This window comes from Streptomyces sp. NPDC020379 (assembly GCF_044387105.1).
Classification (GTDB): domain Bacteria; phylum Actinomycetota; class Actinomycetes; order Streptomycetales; family Streptomycetaceae; genus Streptomyces.
The window spans coordinates 1-18,893 of sequence record NZ_JBIRVR010000013.1; the positions used below are offsets into that span (position 1 = coordinate 1).

The following is an 18,893-nucleotide window of genomic DNA, read 5'->3' on the forward strand; positions in this document are numbered from 1 at the left end:
GCCCTGCTCGCGCTCGGCGCGCAGGCCGTCGGTGAGGAGGGCGAGGTCGGGGGTGGCCTGGCCGCGGCGGCGCGAGGCGTCCTCGACCGCTTCCAACTGGTCGGCGAGCACGGACTTGGAGTCGTGCAGCAGCCGCCCCACGAGGGTGGACTTGCCGTCGTCCACGGAACCCGCGGTCGCGAAACGCAGCAGGCCCGCGGCCCGCTGCCCGGTGGTGGTCATCAGAAGTACCCCTCCCGCTTCCGGTCTTCCATCGCTGCCTCGGACATCTTGTCGTCGGCCCGCGTCGCGCCCCGCTCGGTCAGCCGGGAGGCCGCTAGCTCCGCGATCACCGCGTCGAGCGTGGTGGCGCCGGAGTCGACGGCGCCCGTGCAGGACATGTCACCGACCGTGCGGTAGCGCACCTGGCGCACCTCGACGGGCTCGCCGTCCTTGGGGCCGCCCCACGCGCCCGCGGTCAGCCACATGCCGTTGCGGGCGAAGACCTCGCGCTCGTGGGCGAAGTAGATCTCGGGCAGCTCGATCTTCTCGTGGGCGATGTACTGCCACACATCCAGCTCCGTCCAGTTGGACAGCGGGAAGACGCGGACGTGCTCGCCGGGCGCGTGCCGGCCGTTGTAGAGCTGCCACAGCTCGGGCCGCTGGCGCCGCGGGTCCCAGCTGCCGAACTCGTCGCGCAGCGAGAAGACACGCTCCTTGGCGCGCGCTTTTTCCTCGTCGCGCCGCCCGCCGCCGAAGACCGCGTCGAAACGGTTCCGTTCGATCGCGTCGAGCAGCGGCGCGGTCTGGAGCGGATTGCGCGTACCGTCCGGCCGCTCCCGCAGCCGCCCGTCGTCGATGAACTCCTGCACGGAGGCGACATGCAGCCGCAGCCCGTGCTCCGCCACCACCCGGTCGCGGTAGGCCAGCACCTCGGGGAAGTTGTGCCCGGTGTCCACATGCAGCAGCGTGAAGGGCACCGGCGCGGGCGCGAACGCCTTCAGCGCCAGGTGCAGCATCACGATCGAGTCCTTGCCACCCGAGAAAAGAATCACCGGCCGCTCGAACTCACCCGCCACCTCACGGAATATATGCACCGCTTCGGATTCCAACACATCCAGGTGCGACAGCGCGTATCGACCGGCGGTGTCGTCGGCAGGCGCGAAGGCCGTCGAACCGGTGTCACTCACACCAGGCCCCTCTCCGTGAGCAGCGAATACAGTACGCCGGCCGACTCGGCCACGGTCTGCGTGTGCGACTCGATCCGCAGGTCCGGCGACTCCGGTGCCTCATAGGGATCATCAACCCCCGTGAGACCCGATATCTCACCGGCCGCCTGCTTGGCGTACAACCCCTTCACGTCCCGCTCCGAGCACACCTCGACCGGAGTCGCGACGTGCACCTCGAGATAGGCCGTCCCCGAGGCGCCGTGACGCTCTCGCACCGCCTCCCGGGAATCGGCGTACGGCGCGATCACCGGCACGATCGACTTCACGCCGTTGCGCGCGAGCACCTCCGCTATCAGGCCGATGCGCCGCACATGGGTGTCCCGGTCCGCGCGGGAGAAGCCCAGCCCGGCGGAGAGGAACTCGCGGATCTCGTCCCCGTCCAGCACCTCCACCCGGTGCCCCTCGCCGCGCAGCCGCTCGGCGAGCGCCTTGGCGATCGTGGTCTTGCCCGCGCTCGGCAGCCCGGTCAGCCACACCGTGGCGCCCGTCCGCTCCGGCGTGCCGCACGTGCACTGCGTCACTGTCACCTTCCGGTCCCCCCACTCCTCACCGCGTCGACCGGGGGCTGCGCCGCAGCCGCCCGTACCCCCACGTCAGACACCCAGCCGGTGTGCGCGCAGCTTCTCGTAGAACGGTAGATGGTGCGCCAGGTACCCCGAGAGGACAGGGTGGGTGTCCACGTCGACCCGGTCCGCGCGCTCCTTCTTCTCGAAGCCGCTGCTCGCGCTCGCGTCCCGGTGCCGCTTCTCGCTCGGCGCCCACTCCTGGCGGCTGCCGCGGCTCCACTGGAGGGCCTCGGGAACGTACGGGATCCGGCGGCGTCGCAGTACGCCTTCACGGTCCGCTCCGGTGCCTCCACGAGGTCCGCGGCGTCGACCACGGCGGGCACGGTGCCCGTCAGCTCCTGGACGCGCTCGAAGCGCTCGTACTGCGCCTCGAATCCGATCTGGTGCTGCCGCACGCCGGGATTGATGGCGCGGTACGAGGCGATCGTCTCGCGCGGGTGCCGGATGATGAAGGCGTATAGCGCGTCCCCGAGCAGCCCGGGACAGCGCTCGTCGGTGGTGTCCTTGAAGAAAAGCGGGCGGTCCGCGGAAAGCTCGCGGGCACGGGCGAGCAGACCGGTCTCGTCGGATATCCGCCGGCCGGCCGCGTCCACGGAACCGAATTCCATCAGATACGAGAACGGATCGTGCAGCGGCCGGAAATCACCGCGCTCCGACATCATGCGGACGAATGCGGTGGAACGGCAGCGCGGAGCGCTCCAGAGGGCCAGAATTCTCGGGGCTTCCGCGGACCGCAAAATGACACTCCTCGCGCACTCTGCCGATACTGGACACGGGCGCCTCAACCTAGCCTGAACGGCGCGCCGGTAGCAATGGTGCGTGCGCCACCTCCGGCTCCGCGCAAGGGAATTGAAACAGCCCGGTCAGCCTGCCGTTGAGAAGTTGTGGACGCGCGTCGACGCGCCATCAGGAATTGCGCGTCGCGGTCAATGGGATCGGCCTGCGGGAATCAGCAAACGAGTGGATGCCCGCCCGGAAGCACGGCTCCTGGCCTTACCCGGCTGCATGGCGACAGCCGGCATCCTGGCGCTCCGCCCGCTCAGCGAGGCCGGACTGCTCACGGGGAGCGTCCAGATCGACGCCCGCACCGGATCCAGCGGATCCGGCATCTCGGCCGGCTCGTCCGACATCCACGCCGAACGCAGCGGCGCCATGCGGACCTTCGCGCCCAACAGCCACCGCCACCAGGCGGAGATCGCCCAGTGGTGGGCGCCGTGGAGGAGGAGACAGCGCTGTCGCGCGGCGCCGTGCACATCCGCCGCACCCACCCCAGGCCGGACGCCTTCGTCATCGGCGAGCCCAGCGGCTGGTCGACGGTCGTGCTCGGCTACAAGGGCAAGCTCGACCTCCGCTACGAGGTGGCGTGCGAGGCGACCCACCCCAGCAACCCGCTGCCCAAGGCCACCGAGCTGGTCGCGGGGGCCTGGGCCACGCTGCTGGAGCTGCTCGGGCCGGACGCGGGCCACGGCTCCTTCGACCAGCCGGGCCCCACGCTTCAGTGCCACGTCCCCCTACCGGTTCCCTCGCGGGCAGCGCCTGGACCGGCGACCTCCCGCCCGAGGAACACGCCCTGCGCGTCCGCGAACTGATCGTGGAGATGTGCGGCTCCGCCGAAGGGGGGCACCTCGGCGGCTCGATGTCCCTCGTCGAGATCCTGGTGACCCTCTACCGCTCGGTGCTGCGCGTCGAGCCCGCCGCACCCGACGACCCCGAGCGCGACGTGCTGCTGAGCAAGGGCCACGGCGCGATCGGCCTCTACGCCGTCCTGGCAGAACGCGGCTTCTTCCCCGCCGAGGACCTCGCCACGTACGGCCGCCCGGAGAGCCTCTTCTCCGCGCACCCCAACCCGGCCGTGCCCGGCGTCGAGATGCCCACCGGCTCCCTCGGGCACGGGCTGCCGCTGGGCGTCGGCTTCGCCCTCGCGGCCCGGCTGGACGCCTCCCCCCGGCGCACCTTCGTCGTCCTCGGCGACGGCAAGCTCCAGGAGGGCTCGAACTGGGAGGCCGCGATGGCCGCCGGTTCGCTCGGGCTCGGCCGGCTCGTCGCCGTCGTCGACCGCAACAGCCTCCAGATCACCGGCCCCACCGAGAACGCCGTCGCCCTGGAGCCGCCGGCCGACCGCTGGCGCGGCTTCGGGTGGCACGCACACGAGGTGGACGGGCACGAAATCGCCCTGCTCCGCGCCACGTTCGACGGCATCCCCGCCGACACGGACCGGCCGGCCGTGCTGATCGCGCGGACGGTCAAGGGCCGCAGCCTGCCCTACATCGAGGGCCAGACCCGCAGCCACTACGCCCGCCTCGGCGAGCGGCCGAAGAAGAGGGCGCTGGCGATCCTGCGTGCCCGGTCCAGGAAGGCGGCACAGGCATGGCCACCGTGGCACCCGACGCCCCGCGCGCCCCGCGCGCCCCGGAGCGGACCGCTCCCGCGGCGCCCGCGATCCCGTCCAGCCGTGAGGTCTAACGCGACCTGCTGGCGGAGTTCCTCGCCGCGGACGAGCGGGTGGTGTGCCTGGACAGCGACACCGGCCTGTTCAACGGCGTGGACTTCGGCGCCGCCGCCGTCCGCTACGTCAACCTCGGCATCGCCGAGCAGAACCTGATGGGCGTGGCCGCGGGCCTGGCGAGATCCGGGCGGCTGCCGTACGTCAACACGATGGCGACGTTCGCCGAACTCGGCGTCCCCGCCCCCGTACGCCGCGTGGCCGTGGGCGACCACTTCGCCCACGGCACGGGCGCCCAGTCCCACCTCGTGGTACGCAGCGGCATCACAGCGGCGGCAATCGTCACCCGGGCCCGCGAAGCGTTGGGGGCGACCGGCCGTCGGTAGCGGGGCAGTTCCTGCCGATACGCATGAGACCGGCATCGTCCGGTCGAGGCGGTCGAGCAGTACGGCGCGGCGCCCCTGTCAGTCGCGTGGTCGCTCACTGAGCCAGTGCGCATCGAGCCAGACCCTGTGTTCCGGTCGCAGCCGCACCGCCAAAGGCCGGCCATGCAGCTGCGCGTAGCACGGATAGCGGTGAAGGCTCAAGGCGACATCGAGCGTTCCGGAGGAAGTGTCCACTGCGACATGCCCAAGGTCGAAGAGCCGGTGGATGTCACGGCGCAGCAACAGTCCACCGTAGTCGTGGTGCTCACCGCTCTCGGCGTAGCTGTAGAGGTGCGCCGCTTCCAGGGCGGCAGCGGGCGTCGGACCCGTGAAGGCGCATATCTCGCCCTGCTCCCGCAACAGCTGTTCGCGGAAGGCCTCTTGCCCGACGCGCACTCGCACCAGCGACTCCCTGTGGCCCCCCGCTATGGCCAAGCGAGTGGCTGCGGCTATGTCCTTGACCGTGCCGGCTTGGCCGGTGACGTCAAGAAGCGCCTGCCGCAGCCGCTCCCATCGCACGGGGCGCATACTCAACTGCGACTTCGGGGCATCGCAAAGGGCCCGTAGCTCGGAGCCCGAGAGCAGACCGCGACCGTTCATCCATCGCTTGCCGTGCACGGACCGATAAGTGGTCACTGTCCTGGTCTTCTGGCGCGCGACGGAAAACAGGTGCCCACACTTGCCGCAGCGGTACGCCGGCTTCTCCCTCTGGCGCTGCTTGATGTCGGCTTTACCGCACTGCGGACAGGAGTACAGCGTCTTCTCAGCGGTCGCGATGTCGATCGCCTCTATCACCGAGACGCCGATGAGTTCTCTCCTGTCTCAGAGAGCTATCACGTCTCCCACCGCCACACGGGCATGGTTCTGAACGGTGCTGTCCCAGCTGTAGTGCCGAGACGGACTGTCGTCATAGCCGTCGTTCCCGGCGTGCTCCCGACTGTTGCCCAGCGCCAGCATCAACCACGCAGTGGTCATTCCGCCCCCTCACGTCACCCCCCGCAACCGAGTCACACAACGGCCACACATGAGGGTGCGACGATCGACGAGTTCCGCCCCCGACGTGTCCCGGCATAAGAAAAAATCCAGGTCACGGGAAATGTGACCTGGACTTCATCGGAGCCGCCTTCGGGATTCGAACCCGAGACCTACGCATTACGAGTGCGTTGCTCTGGCCAACTGAGCTAAGGCGGCAAGCTGCCGGACACCGGTTCGGCATCAGCAGCGCGGCCAAGTCTACACAGTTTCGAGGGGTGCTCCGTACACGGCCGCCGGGAGGGGGGATCCGCAGGTCAGGAGCACTTCTGGTCGGCGGGCGGCGGGGTGTTCGTGAGGAGGTAGTTGTTGATCGCGGAGTCGATGCACTTGCTGCCCCGCGTGTAGGCCGTGTGACCGTCGCCGTCGTAGGTGAGGAGGCGGCCGGAGGAGAGCTGCGACGCGAGGGAGCGGGCCCAGGGGTAGGGGGTCGCGGGGTCGCGGGTGGTGCCGACGACGAGGATCGGGGCGGCTCCCCGCGCGGGGATGCGGTGTGGGCGGCCGGTGGCGGGCACCGACCAATAACCGCAGGTCAGCGAGGACCAGGCGAGGCTGGCGCCGAAGACGGGCGACGCCTTGCGGAATTCGGGGAGGGCCTCGCGGACATCGTTGGGGTCGCGGAAGGCCGGCGGGAGGTCGAGGCAGTTCACGGCGGCGTTGGCGAACATCAGGTTGGTGTACGAGCCCTTGCCGTCCCGCTCGTAATAGGCGTCCGAGAGCCTGAGCAGCAAGGTGCCGTCGCCGTGCTCCGCGTCCCACACCCCCTTGCGCAGGAGGCCCCAGGCGGCCTCGTCGTACATGGCCGAGATCACACCCGTCGTGGCCAGGCTCTCGGTGAGCTTGCGCTTGCCGGCCGGGAGCGGGTGGGCGTCGAGCTCCTTGAAGAGCGCGGCGAGCCGGTCCCCCGCCGCCGCGACGTTCGCGGCGGGGGTGAGGGGGCAGTCTGTGCGCTTGAGGCAGTCCTGCGCGAAGGCGGTGAAGGCGGTCTGGAAGCCGGCGGTCTGGTCGCGGTTGATCCGCTCCGCGTCCAGGGAGGGGTCCAGGGCGCCGTCGAGCACCACGCGGCCGACCCGGGACGGGAAGAGCCCGGCGTAGGTGGCACCGAGGAAGGTGCCGTACGAGGCGCCGACGTACGTCAGCTTCTCGTCGCCCAGGACCGCACGGAGGACGTCCATGTCGCGGGCGGCGTCGACGGTCGAGACGTGGGGCAGGAGCCTGCCGCTGCGGCTCGCGCAGCCGTCCGCGAACTTCTGGTACGCCTCGACCAGCTCGGCGATCTCGGTGGCGTCGTCGGGCGTCTGGTCCACCTGCGTGTAGGCGTCCATCTCGGCGTCGGTGAGACAGGTGACCGGTTCGCTCGCGGCGACGCCGCGCGGGTCCATGCCGACCAGGTCGTAGCGGGCGCGGACGGCGGCGGGGTAGCCGGTCGCCGCGTACTGCTGGAGGTAGTTGATCGCCGAGCCGCCCGGGCCGCCCGGATTGACCATCAGGGAGCCGAGGTGCGCACCGGGGCCGCTCGCCTTCTTGCGGGAGACGGCGAGCTTGATGTCGTCACCCGCCCGCGGCCGGTCGTAATCCAGGGGCGCGGTCAGGCTGGCGCACTCGAACCCTGCGGCACCACACGCGTGCCAGGCGAGCTTCTGCGCGTAGTAGGGCCGCAGCGCGGAGGGCAGCTCCCTCGGGAGCGGCGCCAGGGTGCTGGCCGGGCCCGCGAGGGAGCCGCCGGCACCGATCGCGCCCGCGGCGGGGAAGTCGCCCCAGGCCCGTCCGTTCCCCCGGGCCTGCGGTCTCGCCGCCGCGGACGCGCTCGGTGCCGAGTCCTCCAGGGCACAGCCGGAGATCAGCAGTGCCGCGGTCGCGATGACGGCGCCTGAGGTGCGGAGCAGACGGCTGGAGTCCATCGGCTGGTCCCTCTGATGGAGTGATGTGGCATGAAAAGGACGAGCAGCGGGAATGACTGTGGGTTACGACAGATCACGATGCCCGCACGGAGCGTATCCATATGGGTGTGCGGCATGGCCACTTGCCGGGCCACTTGGGCTCGTATGAGTGAGATCGCGTAACTGTGGGCCTGCGCGCGCGTAGGGGCGCGTCGACACAGGCATGTGGGAGCGGGCGCCTGTGCTCCCGGCGGGCTCGGACGCGGGCTCAGCCGGCCCGCAGTGCCATCGTCATCGCCTCGACCGCGAGGAGCGGTGCCACGTTCCGGTCGAGGGCGCGGCGGCACTCGATGATCGCCTCGATGCGGCGCAGCGTCCGCTCCGGCCCGGAGCCCGCGGCGACACGCTGGAGGGCGTCCCGGGAGTCGGTGTTGGCGAGCTCCACGCGCGAGCCGAGCTGCATGGCCAGCACGTCGCGGTAGAAGCCGGTCAGATCCACGAGGGCGAGGTCGAGGCTGTCGCGCTGAGTGCGTGTGCTGCGGCGCTTCTGGCGGTCCTGAAGCTCCTTCATGGCGCCCGCTGTGCCGCGCGGGAGGCGGCTGCCGGTGCCGGCCGCCGCGCCGAGGGCGGCGCGCAGCTCCTCGGTCTCCTTCGTGTCGACCTCCTCGGCGACCTGCTTGGCGTCCTCGGCGGCCGCGTCGATCAGCTCCTGCGCGGCCTTGAGGCAGCCGCCGACATCGTCGACGCGGAGCGGGAGTCTGAGGACGGCCGCGCGGCGGGCGCGGGCGCGCTCGTCCGTCGCGAGGCGGCGGGCCCTGCCGATGTGGCCCTGCGTGGCCCGCGCGGACTGCCCCGCGATGTCGGGCTCGATGCCGTCACGGCGGACGAGGAGGTCCGCGACCGCGGCGACGGGCGGCGTCCGCAGGGTGAGCAGGCGGCAGCGGGAACGGATCGTCGGCAGCACATCCTCCAGGGAGGGCGCGCACAGCAGCCACACGGTGCGCGGAGCGGGCTCCTCCACCGCCTTGAGCAGGACGTTGCCCGCGCCTTCGGTCAGGCGGTCGGCGTCCTCCAGGACGATCACCTGCCAGCGGCCGCCGGCCGGGGACAGCTGGGCGCGGCGGACGAGGTCGCGGGTCTCCTTGACGCCGATCGACAGCTGGTCGGTGCGCACGACCTCCACGTCCGCGTGGGTGCCCACGAGGCTGGTGTGGCAGCCGTCGCAGAATCCGCAGCCGGGGGCTCCGCCGAGGGACCGGTCGGGGCTGACGCACTGGAGCGCGGCGGCGAACGCGCGGGCCGCGGTGGCCCGCCCGGACCCGGGCGGACCGGTGAACAGCCAGGCGTGCGTCATCGAACCGCCGCCCCCGCCGCCTCCGCCCGTGACGAACGCGTCCGCGTCGCGGGCGGCAGCGGAGAGCTGCTCCGTCACCCGGTCCTGACCGACCAGGTCGTCCCACACCGCCATGGCTGCCTCCGAGCGCACTGTTCGTCCTGCGGCTACCCATTGTGGGACACGGCACTGACACCGCCCGCCACGTCCTCGGGCCGGACGGGCCGACGCGGCGAGGAGCGCGGATACGAAGCCGACGAACCACGAGGCCGCGCGAGCCTTCCGCACGGGCTGCGCCCGGCCGGGGAAGCAACCCGCCGCACGCCCCAGGCAGGACGGGCCGACGCGGTGACGGACGGGCACGGAATCAGCTGTAAGGCCGCCGAGGACCTTCCGCCCTAGCCAGGCCCAGCCCCAGGAAGCACCCGCCGCACGCCCCAGGCAGGACGGGCCGACGCGGGTGAGGGCCCGGAGTCGGCAAAGCCCTGAGGCCACCGCGGATCTTCCGCCCCAGCCACACCCACCCACGAGAACACCCACCGCACGCCCGGACCGGACGGGCCGCCCCCGTGACGGAATCAGCAAAGCCGCAAAGCCACCGCGGACCTATCCCCCGCCCGGGAACACCCGCCGCACGCCCCCCGGGCCGGACGGGCCGACCGATGGCCAACACCCGCCGGACCGACCCCCGGGGCTCCTGGCCACGGCCGGCCCCGGAGAGACGGCCACCGTCCGGGCCGACGGTCGGCCTACGCCGACCGGGCCGGCAGAGCAGCGGGTCCACCGGCCGGGCCGACGGGGCAGGGAGCCAGGAGTGGGCGAGGAGGCCCACCACAGGCACCAGCGATCACCTCAGCGCCCGCCCCGCCGGCGCCCCTTCTGTTCGTCGTCCGACGGGCGGCGCGTGTCCTCGCGCGGGCCCAGCAGTTCGTCCGCCAGCGTGGGTGCGTCGTCGGAGGACGGTTCCGCCCAGCCCGGGCGGCGTCGACGGCTCTCCGGCTCCTCCTCCGCCGTACGCGGCATCTCGTGTGTCCGCTCGCCGTCCTCCGGCCGGAACAGCCAGGTCGGCACGCGGTCCGCCGGGTCCTCGGGGCGGTCGGGCCGCCCGGCCGGAGCGGGGCCTTCGGAACGTACGGGCGGAAGCACCGCGGTCTCGTCCTCCGCGGAAGCGCCGGACGCACCGGATCCACCGGCCGCACCGGATGCCCCGGACCCACCGGCCGCACCGGACGACCCAGGCCGACCGGACCCACCGGACGCAGGCTTCGCCTCGGGGCGGGCCACCGGCTGCGGGAGAACCGCCGTCTCCTCGGACTCCGAGCCGGTGTCGGCCGGCGTCCTCTCCGGCTCCATCCCCCAGGTGACGCGCTGCGGCGCCTCCGGGCGGACGACCGGCGGTGCGGGCCGCACGGGCGGGAGCACAGCCGTCTCATCGGCCGCACCCTCCGACCCCGCACGCTGCTCGACGCGCGGCCGCTCGACCGTCGGCGTCAGGTCGGGGTCGCCCCGCCGCGGGTCCGGCCGGCCGACGATCGGCCTGCGCACCGTCTGCGTACGGTCGGAGCCGCCGGAAGCCGGCGGGGCCAGCGTCTCCACCGTCTGCGTCGCGTCGGAATCGGCGGAGTCGTCCCGCCGGGCATCCTTCCGCAGCGACGGCCGCTCGACCGTCGGCGCCTCGGAAGCCGAAGCAGCAGAAGCCGACGCAGCGGCCGAAGCAGCCGCGGCCGCCGCCTCCGCCTCGACGCGCGCCCGCTCGGCCCGCAGCAGGGCCTCTTCCGCCTTGCGCTGCTTCTCCCGGCGACGTTCCTCCGCCTCGGCGCGCAGCCGGGCCTCTTCCTCGGCCTGCTTGCGGAGTCGTTCCTGCTCGGCGGCGCGCGTACGCTCCTCCGCCTCGCGCCGCTTGCGCTCCTGCTCGGCCGCCAGCCGCTCTTCCTCGGCCCGCTGCCTGGCCTCCTCGGCGAGTCGTGCCTCTTCCCGCCGGCGCGCCTCTTCCGCCTCGCGCCGCTTGCGCTCTTCCTCCTCGGCCCTCAGCTTGGCGAGCCGCGCCTGGCGCTCGCGCTCCAGGCGCTCCTCCTCCGCCTTGCGCGCGGCCTCTTCCTCGGCCTTGCGCCGGGCCTCCTCCTCGGCCGCCTTGCGGGCCTGCTCGCGGGCCTCGATCTCGTGGGCGGAGAGCGGGAGGACCTCGTCGAGCCGGTGCCGTACGACCGTGGAGACGGCCTCCGGCTCCTGCCCGGCGTCCACGACGAGATACCGCGCGGGGTCGGCGGCGGCGAGGGTGAGGAAGCCGGTCCGTACGCGCTGGTGGAACTCCGCCGGCTCGGACTCCAGCCGGTCCGGCGCCTCCGTGAAGCGCTCACGGGCGGTCTCGGGCGAGACGTCGAGCAGCACCGTCAGATGCGGAACGAGCCCGTCCGTGGCCCAGCGGGAGATGCGGGCGATCTCGGTCGGCGAGAGGTCGCGCCCGGCGCCCTGATAGGCGACGGAGGAGTCGATGTAGCGGTCGGTGATGACCACCGCGCCGCGCTCCAGCGCGGGCCGCACGACGGAGTCGACGTGCTGCGCGCGGTCGGCGGCGTAGAGCAGCGCCTCGGCCCGGTCGGACAGGCCGGCGGAGCCGACGTCGAGCAGGATCGCGCGCAGTCGCTTGCCGATGGCCGTGGCACCGGGCTCCCGGGTGACGACGACCTCGTGGCCCTTGCTGCGGATCCAGTCGGCGACGGCCTGCACCTGTGTCGACTTGCCGGCGCCGTCGCCACCCTCGAAGGCGATGAAGAAGCCGGTGCCCGACGGCGCCTGCGTGGGGTCGCCGCCCCGCAGGACGTCCATCAGGTCGCGGCGGAACGGTACGCCGTGCCGGTCGTCCGTCTTGCCCAGGACGATGGCGCCGACGGGCAGCAGCAGCGCGCCGATGAGCATCAGCGTGAACGCGGCCCCGCCGTGCGAGAAGACGAAGCTGCCGCTCTCCAGCCGGTGCGGCCCGATGGCGGCGGCGAGCAGCGGCGCGACCACCGCGCCGAGCGCCGCGGTGACGCGGACGACGGCGTGCAGATGGTCGGTCGTACGGGCCCGCCGGGCCTCCTCGGTCTCCTGGTCGAGCAGGGAGTGCCCGGTGTTGGCGACGACGCCGGCGCCGACGCCCGCGAGCAGGATCAGCAGCAGGACCGTCGTCGGGTCCGGCACCAGGCCCGCGATCAGCAGCGCGAGGCCCGTCAGGGCGAGGGCCAGGGCGAGCAGGCGGCGGCGTGAGAAGCCCGGCAGGACCCTCCGCGCGGTGCGGATGCCGATGACGGGACCGCCGCTCAGCGCGAGCACCAGCAGTCCGAAGGCGACCGGCCCGCCGCCCAGGTCGACAGCCTGGAGCGTGGCCACGCCGACGGCCGCGGCGATCGCGCCCGCGACGGCGGCGCAGGCGAGGACGAGCACCGGGATGGCGCCCGTGCGACCGGTGTCGGGACCGTGCTGCGTCCGGGGGCGGCGCAGTCCTTCAAGGGGGGAGCGCACGCGCGGCGACTGCACGCCGGGAAGTGCGAGGAGGTAGAGGATCGAGGCGGAACCGGCGAACAGCGCGGCCGCCAGGAAGGAGCCCAGCGCCGCCTGGTGCGCGTGGAACCACGCGATCCCGGAGCCGAGCAGATTGCTGATCAGGGTGATGACGACGAGTGCGGCGGCGGCTATGGGCAGCGCGACGAAGTTCGTCCGCAGCGAGAGGCGGCGCAGCGCGTCGTAGGGGTCCGGCAGCGGCCGGACGGCGGCGCCCTCGTTGGGCGGCCGCGGCAGCAGCGCGGGCGCCGCGCCGTCCTTGGCCACGGTCCAGAACCGCTCGGCGACGCCCACGACGAAGGCGGACACCAGCAGCAGCGCGAGGGCCCTGGTGCCGGTCCAGCCGGTCCACAGCGGCGCCACCGCGAGCAGCGCCACCCGTACGCCGTCGGCGACGAGCATCGTCCAGCGGCGGTCCAGCGGGCCGTTCGGCGCGATCAGCGAGGAGACCGGGCCGAGCAGGACGGCGCCGAAGAGCAGGGTCGCGAGCAGCCGCGCGCCGAGGACCGCGGCGACCGCCAGGGCGGCGCCGCGATAGCCGCCCCCGAAGGAGCCCGCCGCGACCGCCGCCTGGAACGACAACAGCAGGAGCACCAGCAGGGCGAGGGCGTCCCCGATCCCGCCGACGAACTGGGCGCTCCACAGCCGCCGCAGCGGGGGAAGGCGCAACAGGGCCCGTACGGCACGCTCGCGGGAGTCCTCGGCCAGTGCCCCGGATGTGGGGGTTTCCACTGTTGGCTGCTCGGCTCGCGTCATCCTGCCAGCCTATCCGCCTGCGGCGGGGCACCGCGTCTCCCTAGAACGCCCGTCCGAACAGTGCGGGGTCTGTTGCCGCCCGCGGGGGAGCGTCCCGCAGGCACGTCCTCAGACTCCCCCAGCTACCGGCGGGAGGTGCCCCCACGGGCTGAAATCAGCCCGCCCGGCGTGCGGCCCCCTACTCCGCCGCAGCCTTCGACGCCGCCGTCTTCTTGGCAGCCGTCTTCTTGGCGGCCGTCGTCTTCTTGGCCGTCGTCTTCTTCGCGACAGCCTTCTTCGCCGTCGTCTTCTTCGCCGCGGCAGCCGTCTTCTTCGCGGGCGCCTTCTTGGCCGTCTTCTTCGCCGGCCCCTTCGCCCGCTTCTCGGCGAGCAGCTCGTAGCCCCGCTCCGGCGTGATCGTCTCGACGTCGTCGTCACGGCGCAGCGTCGCGTTGGTCTCGCCGTCGGTCACATACGGGCCGAACCGGCCGTCCTTGACCACGACCGGACGCTCGCTGACCGGGTCCGTGCCGAGCTCCTTCAGCGGCGGCTTGGCCGCGGCGCGGCCGCGCTGCTTGGGCTGGGCGTAGATCGCCAGTGCCTCGTCGAGCGTGATCGTGAAGAGCTGGTCCTCGGTCTCCAGGGAGCGCGAGTCGGTGCCCTTCTTCAGATACGGGCCGTAGCGGCCGTTCTGCGCGGTGATCTCCACGCCCTCGGCGTCCTTGCCGACGACGCGCGGCAGCGACATCAGCTTGAGCGCGTCCTCGAGGGTGACCGTGTCGAGCGACATGGTCTTGAAGAGCGAGGCGGTCCGCGGCTTCACGGCGTTCTTGCCGGTCTTGGGCGTGCCCTCGGGCAGGATCTCGGTGACGTACGGGCCGTAGCGGCCGTCCTTGGCGACGATCTGGTTGCCGCTCTCGGGGTCCTTGCCCAGCTCGAAGTCGCCGCTCGGCTTGGCGAGCAGCTCCTCGGCGTACGCGACGGTGAGCTCGTCGGGCGCCAGGTCGTCCGGCACGTCGGCGCGCTGGTGGCCCTCGGAGTCCTTCTCGCCGCGCTCGACGTACGGGCCGTAGCGGCCGACGCGCAGCACGATGCCCTCGCCGACCGGGAACGAGGAGACCTCGCGGGCGTCGATCGCGCCCAGGTCGGTGACGAGCTCCTTGAGGCCGCCGAGGTGGTCGCCGTCGCCGTTGCCCGCGTCGGCGGCGGAGCCCTCCGGGCCGTCCGCCGAACCGAAGTAGAAGCGGCGCAGCCACGGCACGGCCTGGGCCTCGCCGCGCGCGATGCGGTCGAGGTCCTCCTCCATGGAGGCGGTGAAGTCGTAGTCGACGAGCCGCCCGAAGTGCTTCTCCAGGAGGTTCACGACGGCGAAGGACAGGAAGGACGGCACCAGGGCCGTGCCCTTCTTGAAGACGTAGCCGCGGTCGAGGATGGTGCCGATGATCGACGCGTAGGTCGACGGGCGGCCGATCTCCCGCTCCTCCAGCTCCTTGACCAGCGACGCCTCGGTGTAGCGCGCCGGGGGCTTGGTGGCGTGGCCGTCGGCGGTGATCTCCTCGGCCGTCAGCGCGTCGCCCTCGGTGACCTGCGGGAGACGGCGCTCGCGGTCGTCGAGCTCGGCGTTCGGGTCGTCGGCGCCCTCGACGTACGCCTTCATGAAGCCGTGGAAGGTGATCGTCTTGCCGGACGCGCTGAACTCGGCGTCCCGGCCGTCGCTCGCCCGGCCGCCGATCTTGACGGTGACGGAGTCGCCGGTCGCGTCCTTCATCTGGGAGGCGACGGTCCGCTTCCAGATGAGCTCGTAGAGCCGGAACTGGTCGCCGGTCAGGCCGGTCTCGGCGGGCGTGCGGAAACGATCACCCGAAGGCCGGATCGCCTCGTGCGCCTCCTGCGCGTTCTTGACCTTGCCGGCGTACGTGCGCGGCTTCTCCGGCAGATAGTCGGCGCCGTACAGCTGGGTCACCTGCGCCCGGGCCGCGGAGACCGCGGTGTCGGACAGCGTGGTGGAGTCCGTACGCATATAGGTGATGAAGCCGTTCTCGTACAGCTTCTGTGCCACCTGCATGGTGGCCTTCGCGCCGAAGCCGAGCTTGCGCGACGCCTCCTGCTGGAGGGTGGTCGTGCGGAACGGCGCGTACGGCGAGCGGCGGTAGGGCTTGGACTCGACGGAGCGCACCGAGAACGCGGAGTCCGCGAGGGCCGCGGCCAGCGCGCGGGCATTGGCCTCGTCCAGGTGCAGGACCTGCGAGCCGTCCTTGAGCCGGCCGGTCGAGCCGAAGTCTCGGCCCTGCGCGACGCGGCGGCCGTCGACGGCGGTCAGCCGCGCGGCGATGCTGCCCGGGTCACTGGCGTCGCCGCCGCGCCCGGTGGCGAAGGTGCCGGTGAGGTCCCAGTACTCGGCGGAGCGGAAGGCGATGCGCTCGCGCTCGCGCTCGACGACGAGACGGGTGGCGACGGACTGCACGCGGCCGGCCGAAAGCCGCGGCATGACCTTCTTCCACAGGACCGGCGAGACCTCGTAGCCGTAGAGGCGGTCGAGGATGCGGCGGGTCTCCTGGGCGTCGACGAGCTTCTTGTTCAGCTCGCGCGGATTGGCGACGGCCTCGCGGATCGCGTCCTTGGTGATCTCGTGGAAGACCATCCGGCGGACGGGGACCTTCGGCTTGAGGACTTCCTGGAGGTGCCAGGCGATGGCCTCGCCCTCGCGGTCCTCATCGGTGGCGAGGAAGAGCTCGTCGGAGTCGGCCAGCAGCTCCTTGAGCTTCTTGACCTGGTCCTTCTTGTCGTGGTTGACGACATAGATGGGCTGGAAATCGGCGTCGACGTTCACGCCGAGCCGGGCCCACGGCTCGCCCTTGTACTTGGCCGGGACCTCGGCGGCCCCGTTCGGCAGGTCACGGATGTGCCCGACGCTCGCCTCGACGACGTATCCGGGGCCGAGGTAGCCCTTGATCGTCTTCGCCTTGGCAGGCGACTCGACGATGACGAGTCGGCGGCCGCCCTGTGCGGTCTCGCTGGTCGGGGACAACTTCGCTCTTCTTCCGGTCGGCACTCGGTGTAGGCGCTGCGGTGACGCTGCGGAGTGTGACGGTACATCCCGCCCCCGTGTCAAACGGAAAAAGCCCGCAACGCCACTCGAACGGTAACCCGACAAGCGTCCTGTCTGCCGCCCGGACCGGCACACCACCGGAGTGAACCGGCGGCCCGGCCCCGCCGGGGACGCCCCCGGCGGGCTCCCGGCCCGCGCGCGACCGGGGCCCGGGGGCAAGAGGACGGCCCGTCAAGGCCACCGAACGAAGAATCGCAGGTGGCAGCCCTGACACCTGCGGTCCCAGAAGACGATGCCCACACGAACGTGACGTGAACCCGACCCCTCCGAACGGCGTTCTCAGCCCTCCACGGGAACCAGGAACCCCTGCTCCACGAGCAGCCGGATCGACTCCGGAGTGCGGTCGCGCAGCGACACCGCGTCCTCCCCGACGAGCTGCGCGATCGCGTCCAGAATCCGTCCCGCGCTGAGAGAGCCGTCACACACCCCGGCGAAGCCCGCGCCGACCGTGTCGACCTTGGTCGCCCGTCGCATTCCGCGGTTCTGCCTGAGGACGACGTGCTCCGGATCCTCCGCGCCGGGCATCCCGACCTGCTCCTGGACGACCTCGTCGGCCAGCCGGAAGCGGGCGGCGAGCAGTGCCGCGTCGTCATGCGAGCGCAGGAAGTCCTGTCGCTCGAAATGGGCCCGAACGGACGCACCGAGCGGCTGCTCGACCGGGTGCGGCCACTCCTCCGCCGTGACGGAAGGCAGCTCTGAGCCCGTTTTGCGCAGCGTGATCCAGCCAAATCCGACGGCCTTGGTGCCGCGGGCCGCGAATTCGTCCAGCCACGCGTCGTAGCGCGCCGCGTACGCCTCGGGGGCGGAGCGGTGGTCACCGCCGTCGCGCAGCCACAGCTCGGCGTACTGCGTGACGTCCTGCACCTCGCGCTGGACGATCCAGGCGTCGCACCCGCGCGGCACCCAGGACGACAGCCGGTCGCGCCAGTCCTCGCCCTCGACGTGCTGCCAGTTGGCGAGCAGCTGGCAGTAACCGCCGTCGTTGAGCCGCTCCCCCGCCTGCTGCACGAGCGTGCGGCAGAGGTCGTCGCCGCCCATCCCGCCGTCGCGATAGGTGAGCCGTGCGCCCGGGGAGATGACGAACGGGGGGTTGGAGACGATCAGGTCGTACGTGTCCTGCGCGACCGGCTCGAACAGCGAGCCTTCGCGCAGGTCGGCCTCGGGCGCGCCGGACAGGGCGAGCGTGAGCCGGGCGAAGTGCAGCGCCCGCGGGTTGAGGTCGGTCGCGGTGACCTTGGTGGCGTGCTGAGCGGCGTGCAGCGCCTGGATGCCGGAACCGGTGCCGAGGTCCAGGGCGCTCCCCACGGGCGTGCGCACGGTGATCCCGGCGAGCGTGGTGGACGCGCCGCCGACACCGAGGACCAGCTCCGAGCGCTCCACACCGGCGGGGCCCTGCGCGATCCCGCCGGCGCCGCCGACGGCACAGCCCAGGTCGGAGACGATCCACCAGTCCTGCCCCTCGGGGCCGCCGTAGGGGCGCACGTCGACGGTCGCCCGCACCTCGTCGCCGTCGCGCACGAGCCAGCCGCCGGCGAGGCAGTCGTCCACGGGCAGCGCGGCGGCGGCCCGGCCGTACGCGGCGGGGCGCTGCAGGAGGAAGAGCCGGACCAGCGTCTCCAGCGGCCCGTCCCCCCGCGTGGCGCGCAGCGCGGGCACGGTCTCGCTGCGCGCGAGAGCGGCGTAGGCGGGGGCGCCCAGCAGGTCGAGGAGGCCGTCGGCGGTGAAGGCGGCGGAGAGCAGGGCACCGCGCAGCCGGTCGGTGCGGGCGGGGTCGGCGAAGGGAAGGAGCGTACTCACGCACCCATTGTCGGGTGCGCCACCGACAAACGGGTGCGGCGGGGCGTTTCCCCTGCCCACCCGTTTGCCGGTGGCGCCGTGCTTACTGCTTCGCGCCGCGGATCACTTCGTACTGATCACTTCACGCTGATCACTTCGTGCCGGCCGAGGGCGACACGGACGTCTTCTGGCATCCGGGCTGCTTGGCCATCGACTTGCCCACGTCTCCCGACTGAAGCTTCTTCAGCGCGTCGTCACTCTGGCTGCTCAGCTTCCCGATGTCCCCGCCGATGCCCTTGAGCCCCTCGGCGAACTTCGCCTTGTCCCCGGTGTCCAGCCCGTCCATCCGCTTCTTCAGACCGGCGTACGCCGCGGAGAGGTCGTTGAGCGCCTTGACGGCGTTCTTCTGGCTGCTCTCGCCGTCCTTCACGGGCGGCGCGCCCGCGTTGTCCACGCCGCCGGCCAGCGCCTTGTACGCGTCGGCGTTGGCCTGGAAGGCCGCGGAGTCGGTCTGCTGGACCTTCTTGGAGTCCTCTTCGGTCTGGACGCCGGCGATCGAGTGGTTGGCGTCCTGGATCTTCTTGACCTGAGGCTGCATCTGGTCGCAGACCTTCTTGGCCCAGTCGTCGAGCTTCTTGTTGCCCCCGCCGCCCCCGCCGCAGCCGGTCAGCGCCAGGACGAGTGCCGCACCGCCGGACAGTGCAGCCACAAGCTTCTTGTTCACCGGATTGGTCCCTTCGATGGCTCCGGCCCCGGAACTTACACGTCCGGGCGGTGCCGCCTCCGGGCCAGGCGCCCCATACGCACCCTTTTAAAGCCATTTGCACCAAGAACGCCGTGGCGTTC

Annotated in this window: 14 protein-coding genes, 1 tRNA gene and 1 pseudogene; 4 read left to right on the forward strand and 12 right to left on the reverse strand. The window is 72.2% G+C overall.

All coding sequences use genetic code 11. The features are described 5' to 3' along the window. From ACH427_RS18265 to ACH427_RS18280, 4 genes are all read right to left on the reverse strand, one after another. A partial coding sequence (locus ACH427_RS18265) for a GTP-binding protein (RefSeq protein ID WP_398870510.1) occupies positions 1-222 on the reverse strand: 222 nt, incomplete at its 3' end. Next, a complete protein-coding gene (cysD, locus tag ACH427_RS18270) occupies positions 222-1,169 on the reverse strand; it encodes a sulfate adenylyltransferase subunit CysD (protein WP_398870511.1) in 948 nt (315 codons plus the stop codon). The genes cysD and ACH427_RS18265, both read right to left, overlap by 1 nt. Further along, on the reverse strand, positions 1,166-1,729 hold the full coding sequence (gene cysC / locus ACH427_RS18275; protein WP_398870702.1) for an adenylyl-sulfate kinase: 564 nt from the start codon (positions 1,727-1,729) through the stop codon (positions 1,166-1,168). Before cysC ends, cysD begins: the two co-directional genes overlap by 4 nt. 2 nt (positions 1,730-1,731) lie before the next feature. After that, positions 1,732-2,436: a hypothetical protein gene (locus ACH427_RS18280; protein ID WP_398870512.1), complete on the reverse strand. Its 705-nt coding sequence runs from the start codon at positions 2,434-2,436 to the stop codon at positions 1,732-1,734. 343 nt (positions 2,437-2,779) lie between these two features. Here ACH427_RS18280 and ACH427_RS18285 point away from each other — a divergent pair. The 4 genes and pseudogenes from ACH427_RS18285 to ACH427_RS18300 all read left to right on the forward strand — a co-directional run. Further along, a pseudogene (locus tag ACH427_RS18285) lies at positions 2,780-2,926 on the forward strand (N-acetyl-gamma-glutamyl-phosphate reductase); the annotation flags it as partial. A 62-nt stretch (positions 2,927-2,988) separates the two neighbouring features. Further along, a complete protein-coding gene (locus ACH427_RS18290; RefSeq protein ID WP_398870514.1) occupies positions 2,989-3,363 on the forward strand; it encodes a hypothetical protein in 375 nt (124 codons plus the stop codon). Further along, positions 3,273-4,376: a transketolase gene (locus tag ACH427_RS18295; protein ID WP_398870515.1), complete on the forward strand. Its 1,104-nt coding sequence runs from the start codon at positions 3,273-3,275 to the stop codon at positions 4,374-4,376. The genes ACH427_RS18290 and ACH427_RS18295 overlap by 91 nt, the downstream gene beginning before the upstream one ends. After that, positions 4,280-4,603 (forward strand): hypothetical protein, encoded by a 324-nt coding sequence (locus ACH427_RS18300; RefSeq protein WP_398870517.1) that lies wholly within the window; start codon positions 4,280-4,282, stop codon positions 4,601-4,603. Before ACH427_RS18295 ends, ACH427_RS18300 begins: the two co-directional genes overlap by 97 nt. Positions 4,604-4,681: 78 nt before the next feature. Here the strand turns inward: ACH427_RS18300 and ACH427_RS18305 are convergent, their stop codons facing one another. The 8 genes from ACH427_RS18305 to ACH427_RS18340 all read right to left on the reverse strand — a co-directional run bounded on the left by ACH427_RS18305 (position 4,682) and on the right by ACH427_RS18340 (position 18,771). After that, entirely contained in the window at positions 4,682-5,437 is a 756-nt protein-coding gene (locus ACH427_RS18305; RefSeq protein WP_398870518.1) for an HNH endonuclease, read from the reverse strand. Between the two features lie 322 nt (positions 5,438-5,759). Next, positions 5,760-5,833 (reverse strand) — tRNA-Thr (locus ACH427_RS18310). A 98-nt stretch (positions 5,834-5,931) separates the two neighbouring features. Continuing rightward, complete coding sequence (locus ACH427_RS18315) at positions 5,932-7,575, reverse strand: alpha/beta hydrolase (protein WP_398870519.1); 1,644 nt, start codon at positions 7,573-7,575, stop codon at positions 5,932-5,934. Positions 7,576-7,822: 247 nt separating this feature from the next. After that, entirely contained in the window at positions 7,823-9,022 is a 1,200-nt protein-coding gene (locus ACH427_RS18320) for a DNA polymerase III subunit delta' (RefSeq protein WP_398870703.1), read from the reverse strand. Positions 9,023-9,739: 717 nt separating this feature from the next. Continuing rightward, positions 9,740-13,183 carry a dTMP kinase gene (gene tmk / locus ACH427_RS18325; RefSeq protein ID WP_398870520.1) on the reverse strand — a complete coding sequence of 1,148 codons (3,444 nt, stop codon included), beginning with the start codon at positions 13,181-13,183 and terminating at the stop codon, positions 9,740-9,742. Between the two features lie 178 nt (positions 13,184-13,361). Beyond that, the gene (topA, locus tag ACH427_RS18330; protein WP_398870521.1) at positions 13,362-16,190 is read right to left on the reverse strand and encodes a type I DNA topoisomerase; all 2,829 of its coding nucleotides are present in this window, start codon (positions 16,188-16,190) and stop codon (positions 13,362-13,364) included. Between the two features lie 360 nt (positions 16,191-16,550). After that, the gene (locus ACH427_RS18335) at positions 16,551-18,068 is read right to left on the reverse strand and encodes a methyltransferase (RefSeq protein WP_398870523.1); all 1,518 of its coding nucleotides are present in this window, start codon (positions 18,066-18,068) and stop codon (positions 16,551-16,553) included. Between the two features lie 130 nt (positions 18,069-18,198). Further along, positions 18,199-18,771 (reverse strand): small secreted protein, encoded by a 573-nt coding sequence (locus ACH427_RS18340; RefSeq protein WP_398870524.1) that lies wholly within the window; start codon positions 18,769-18,771, stop codon positions 18,199-18,201. Positions 18,772-18,893: the final 122 nt, after the last annotated feature.

Bases quoted from the DNA above. Each gene is read 5' to 3' on its own strand.
- ACH427_RS18280 (WP_398870512.1), bottom strand. From the start codon at position 2,436: ATGATGTCGGAGCGCGGTGATTTCCGGCCGCTGCACGATCCGTTCTCG.
- ACH427_RS18320 (WP_398870703.1), bottom strand. From the start codon at position 9,022: ATGGCGGTGTGGGACGACCTGGTCGGTCAGGACCGGGTGACGGAGCAG.
- tmk (WP_398870520.1), bottom strand. From the start codon at position 13,183: ATGACGCGAGCCGAGCAGCCAACAGTGGAAACCCCCACATCCGGGGCA.
- ACH427_RS18315 (WP_398870519.1), bottom strand. From the start codon at position 7,575: ATGGACTCCAGCCGTCTGCTCCGCACCTCAGGCGCCGTCATCGCGACC.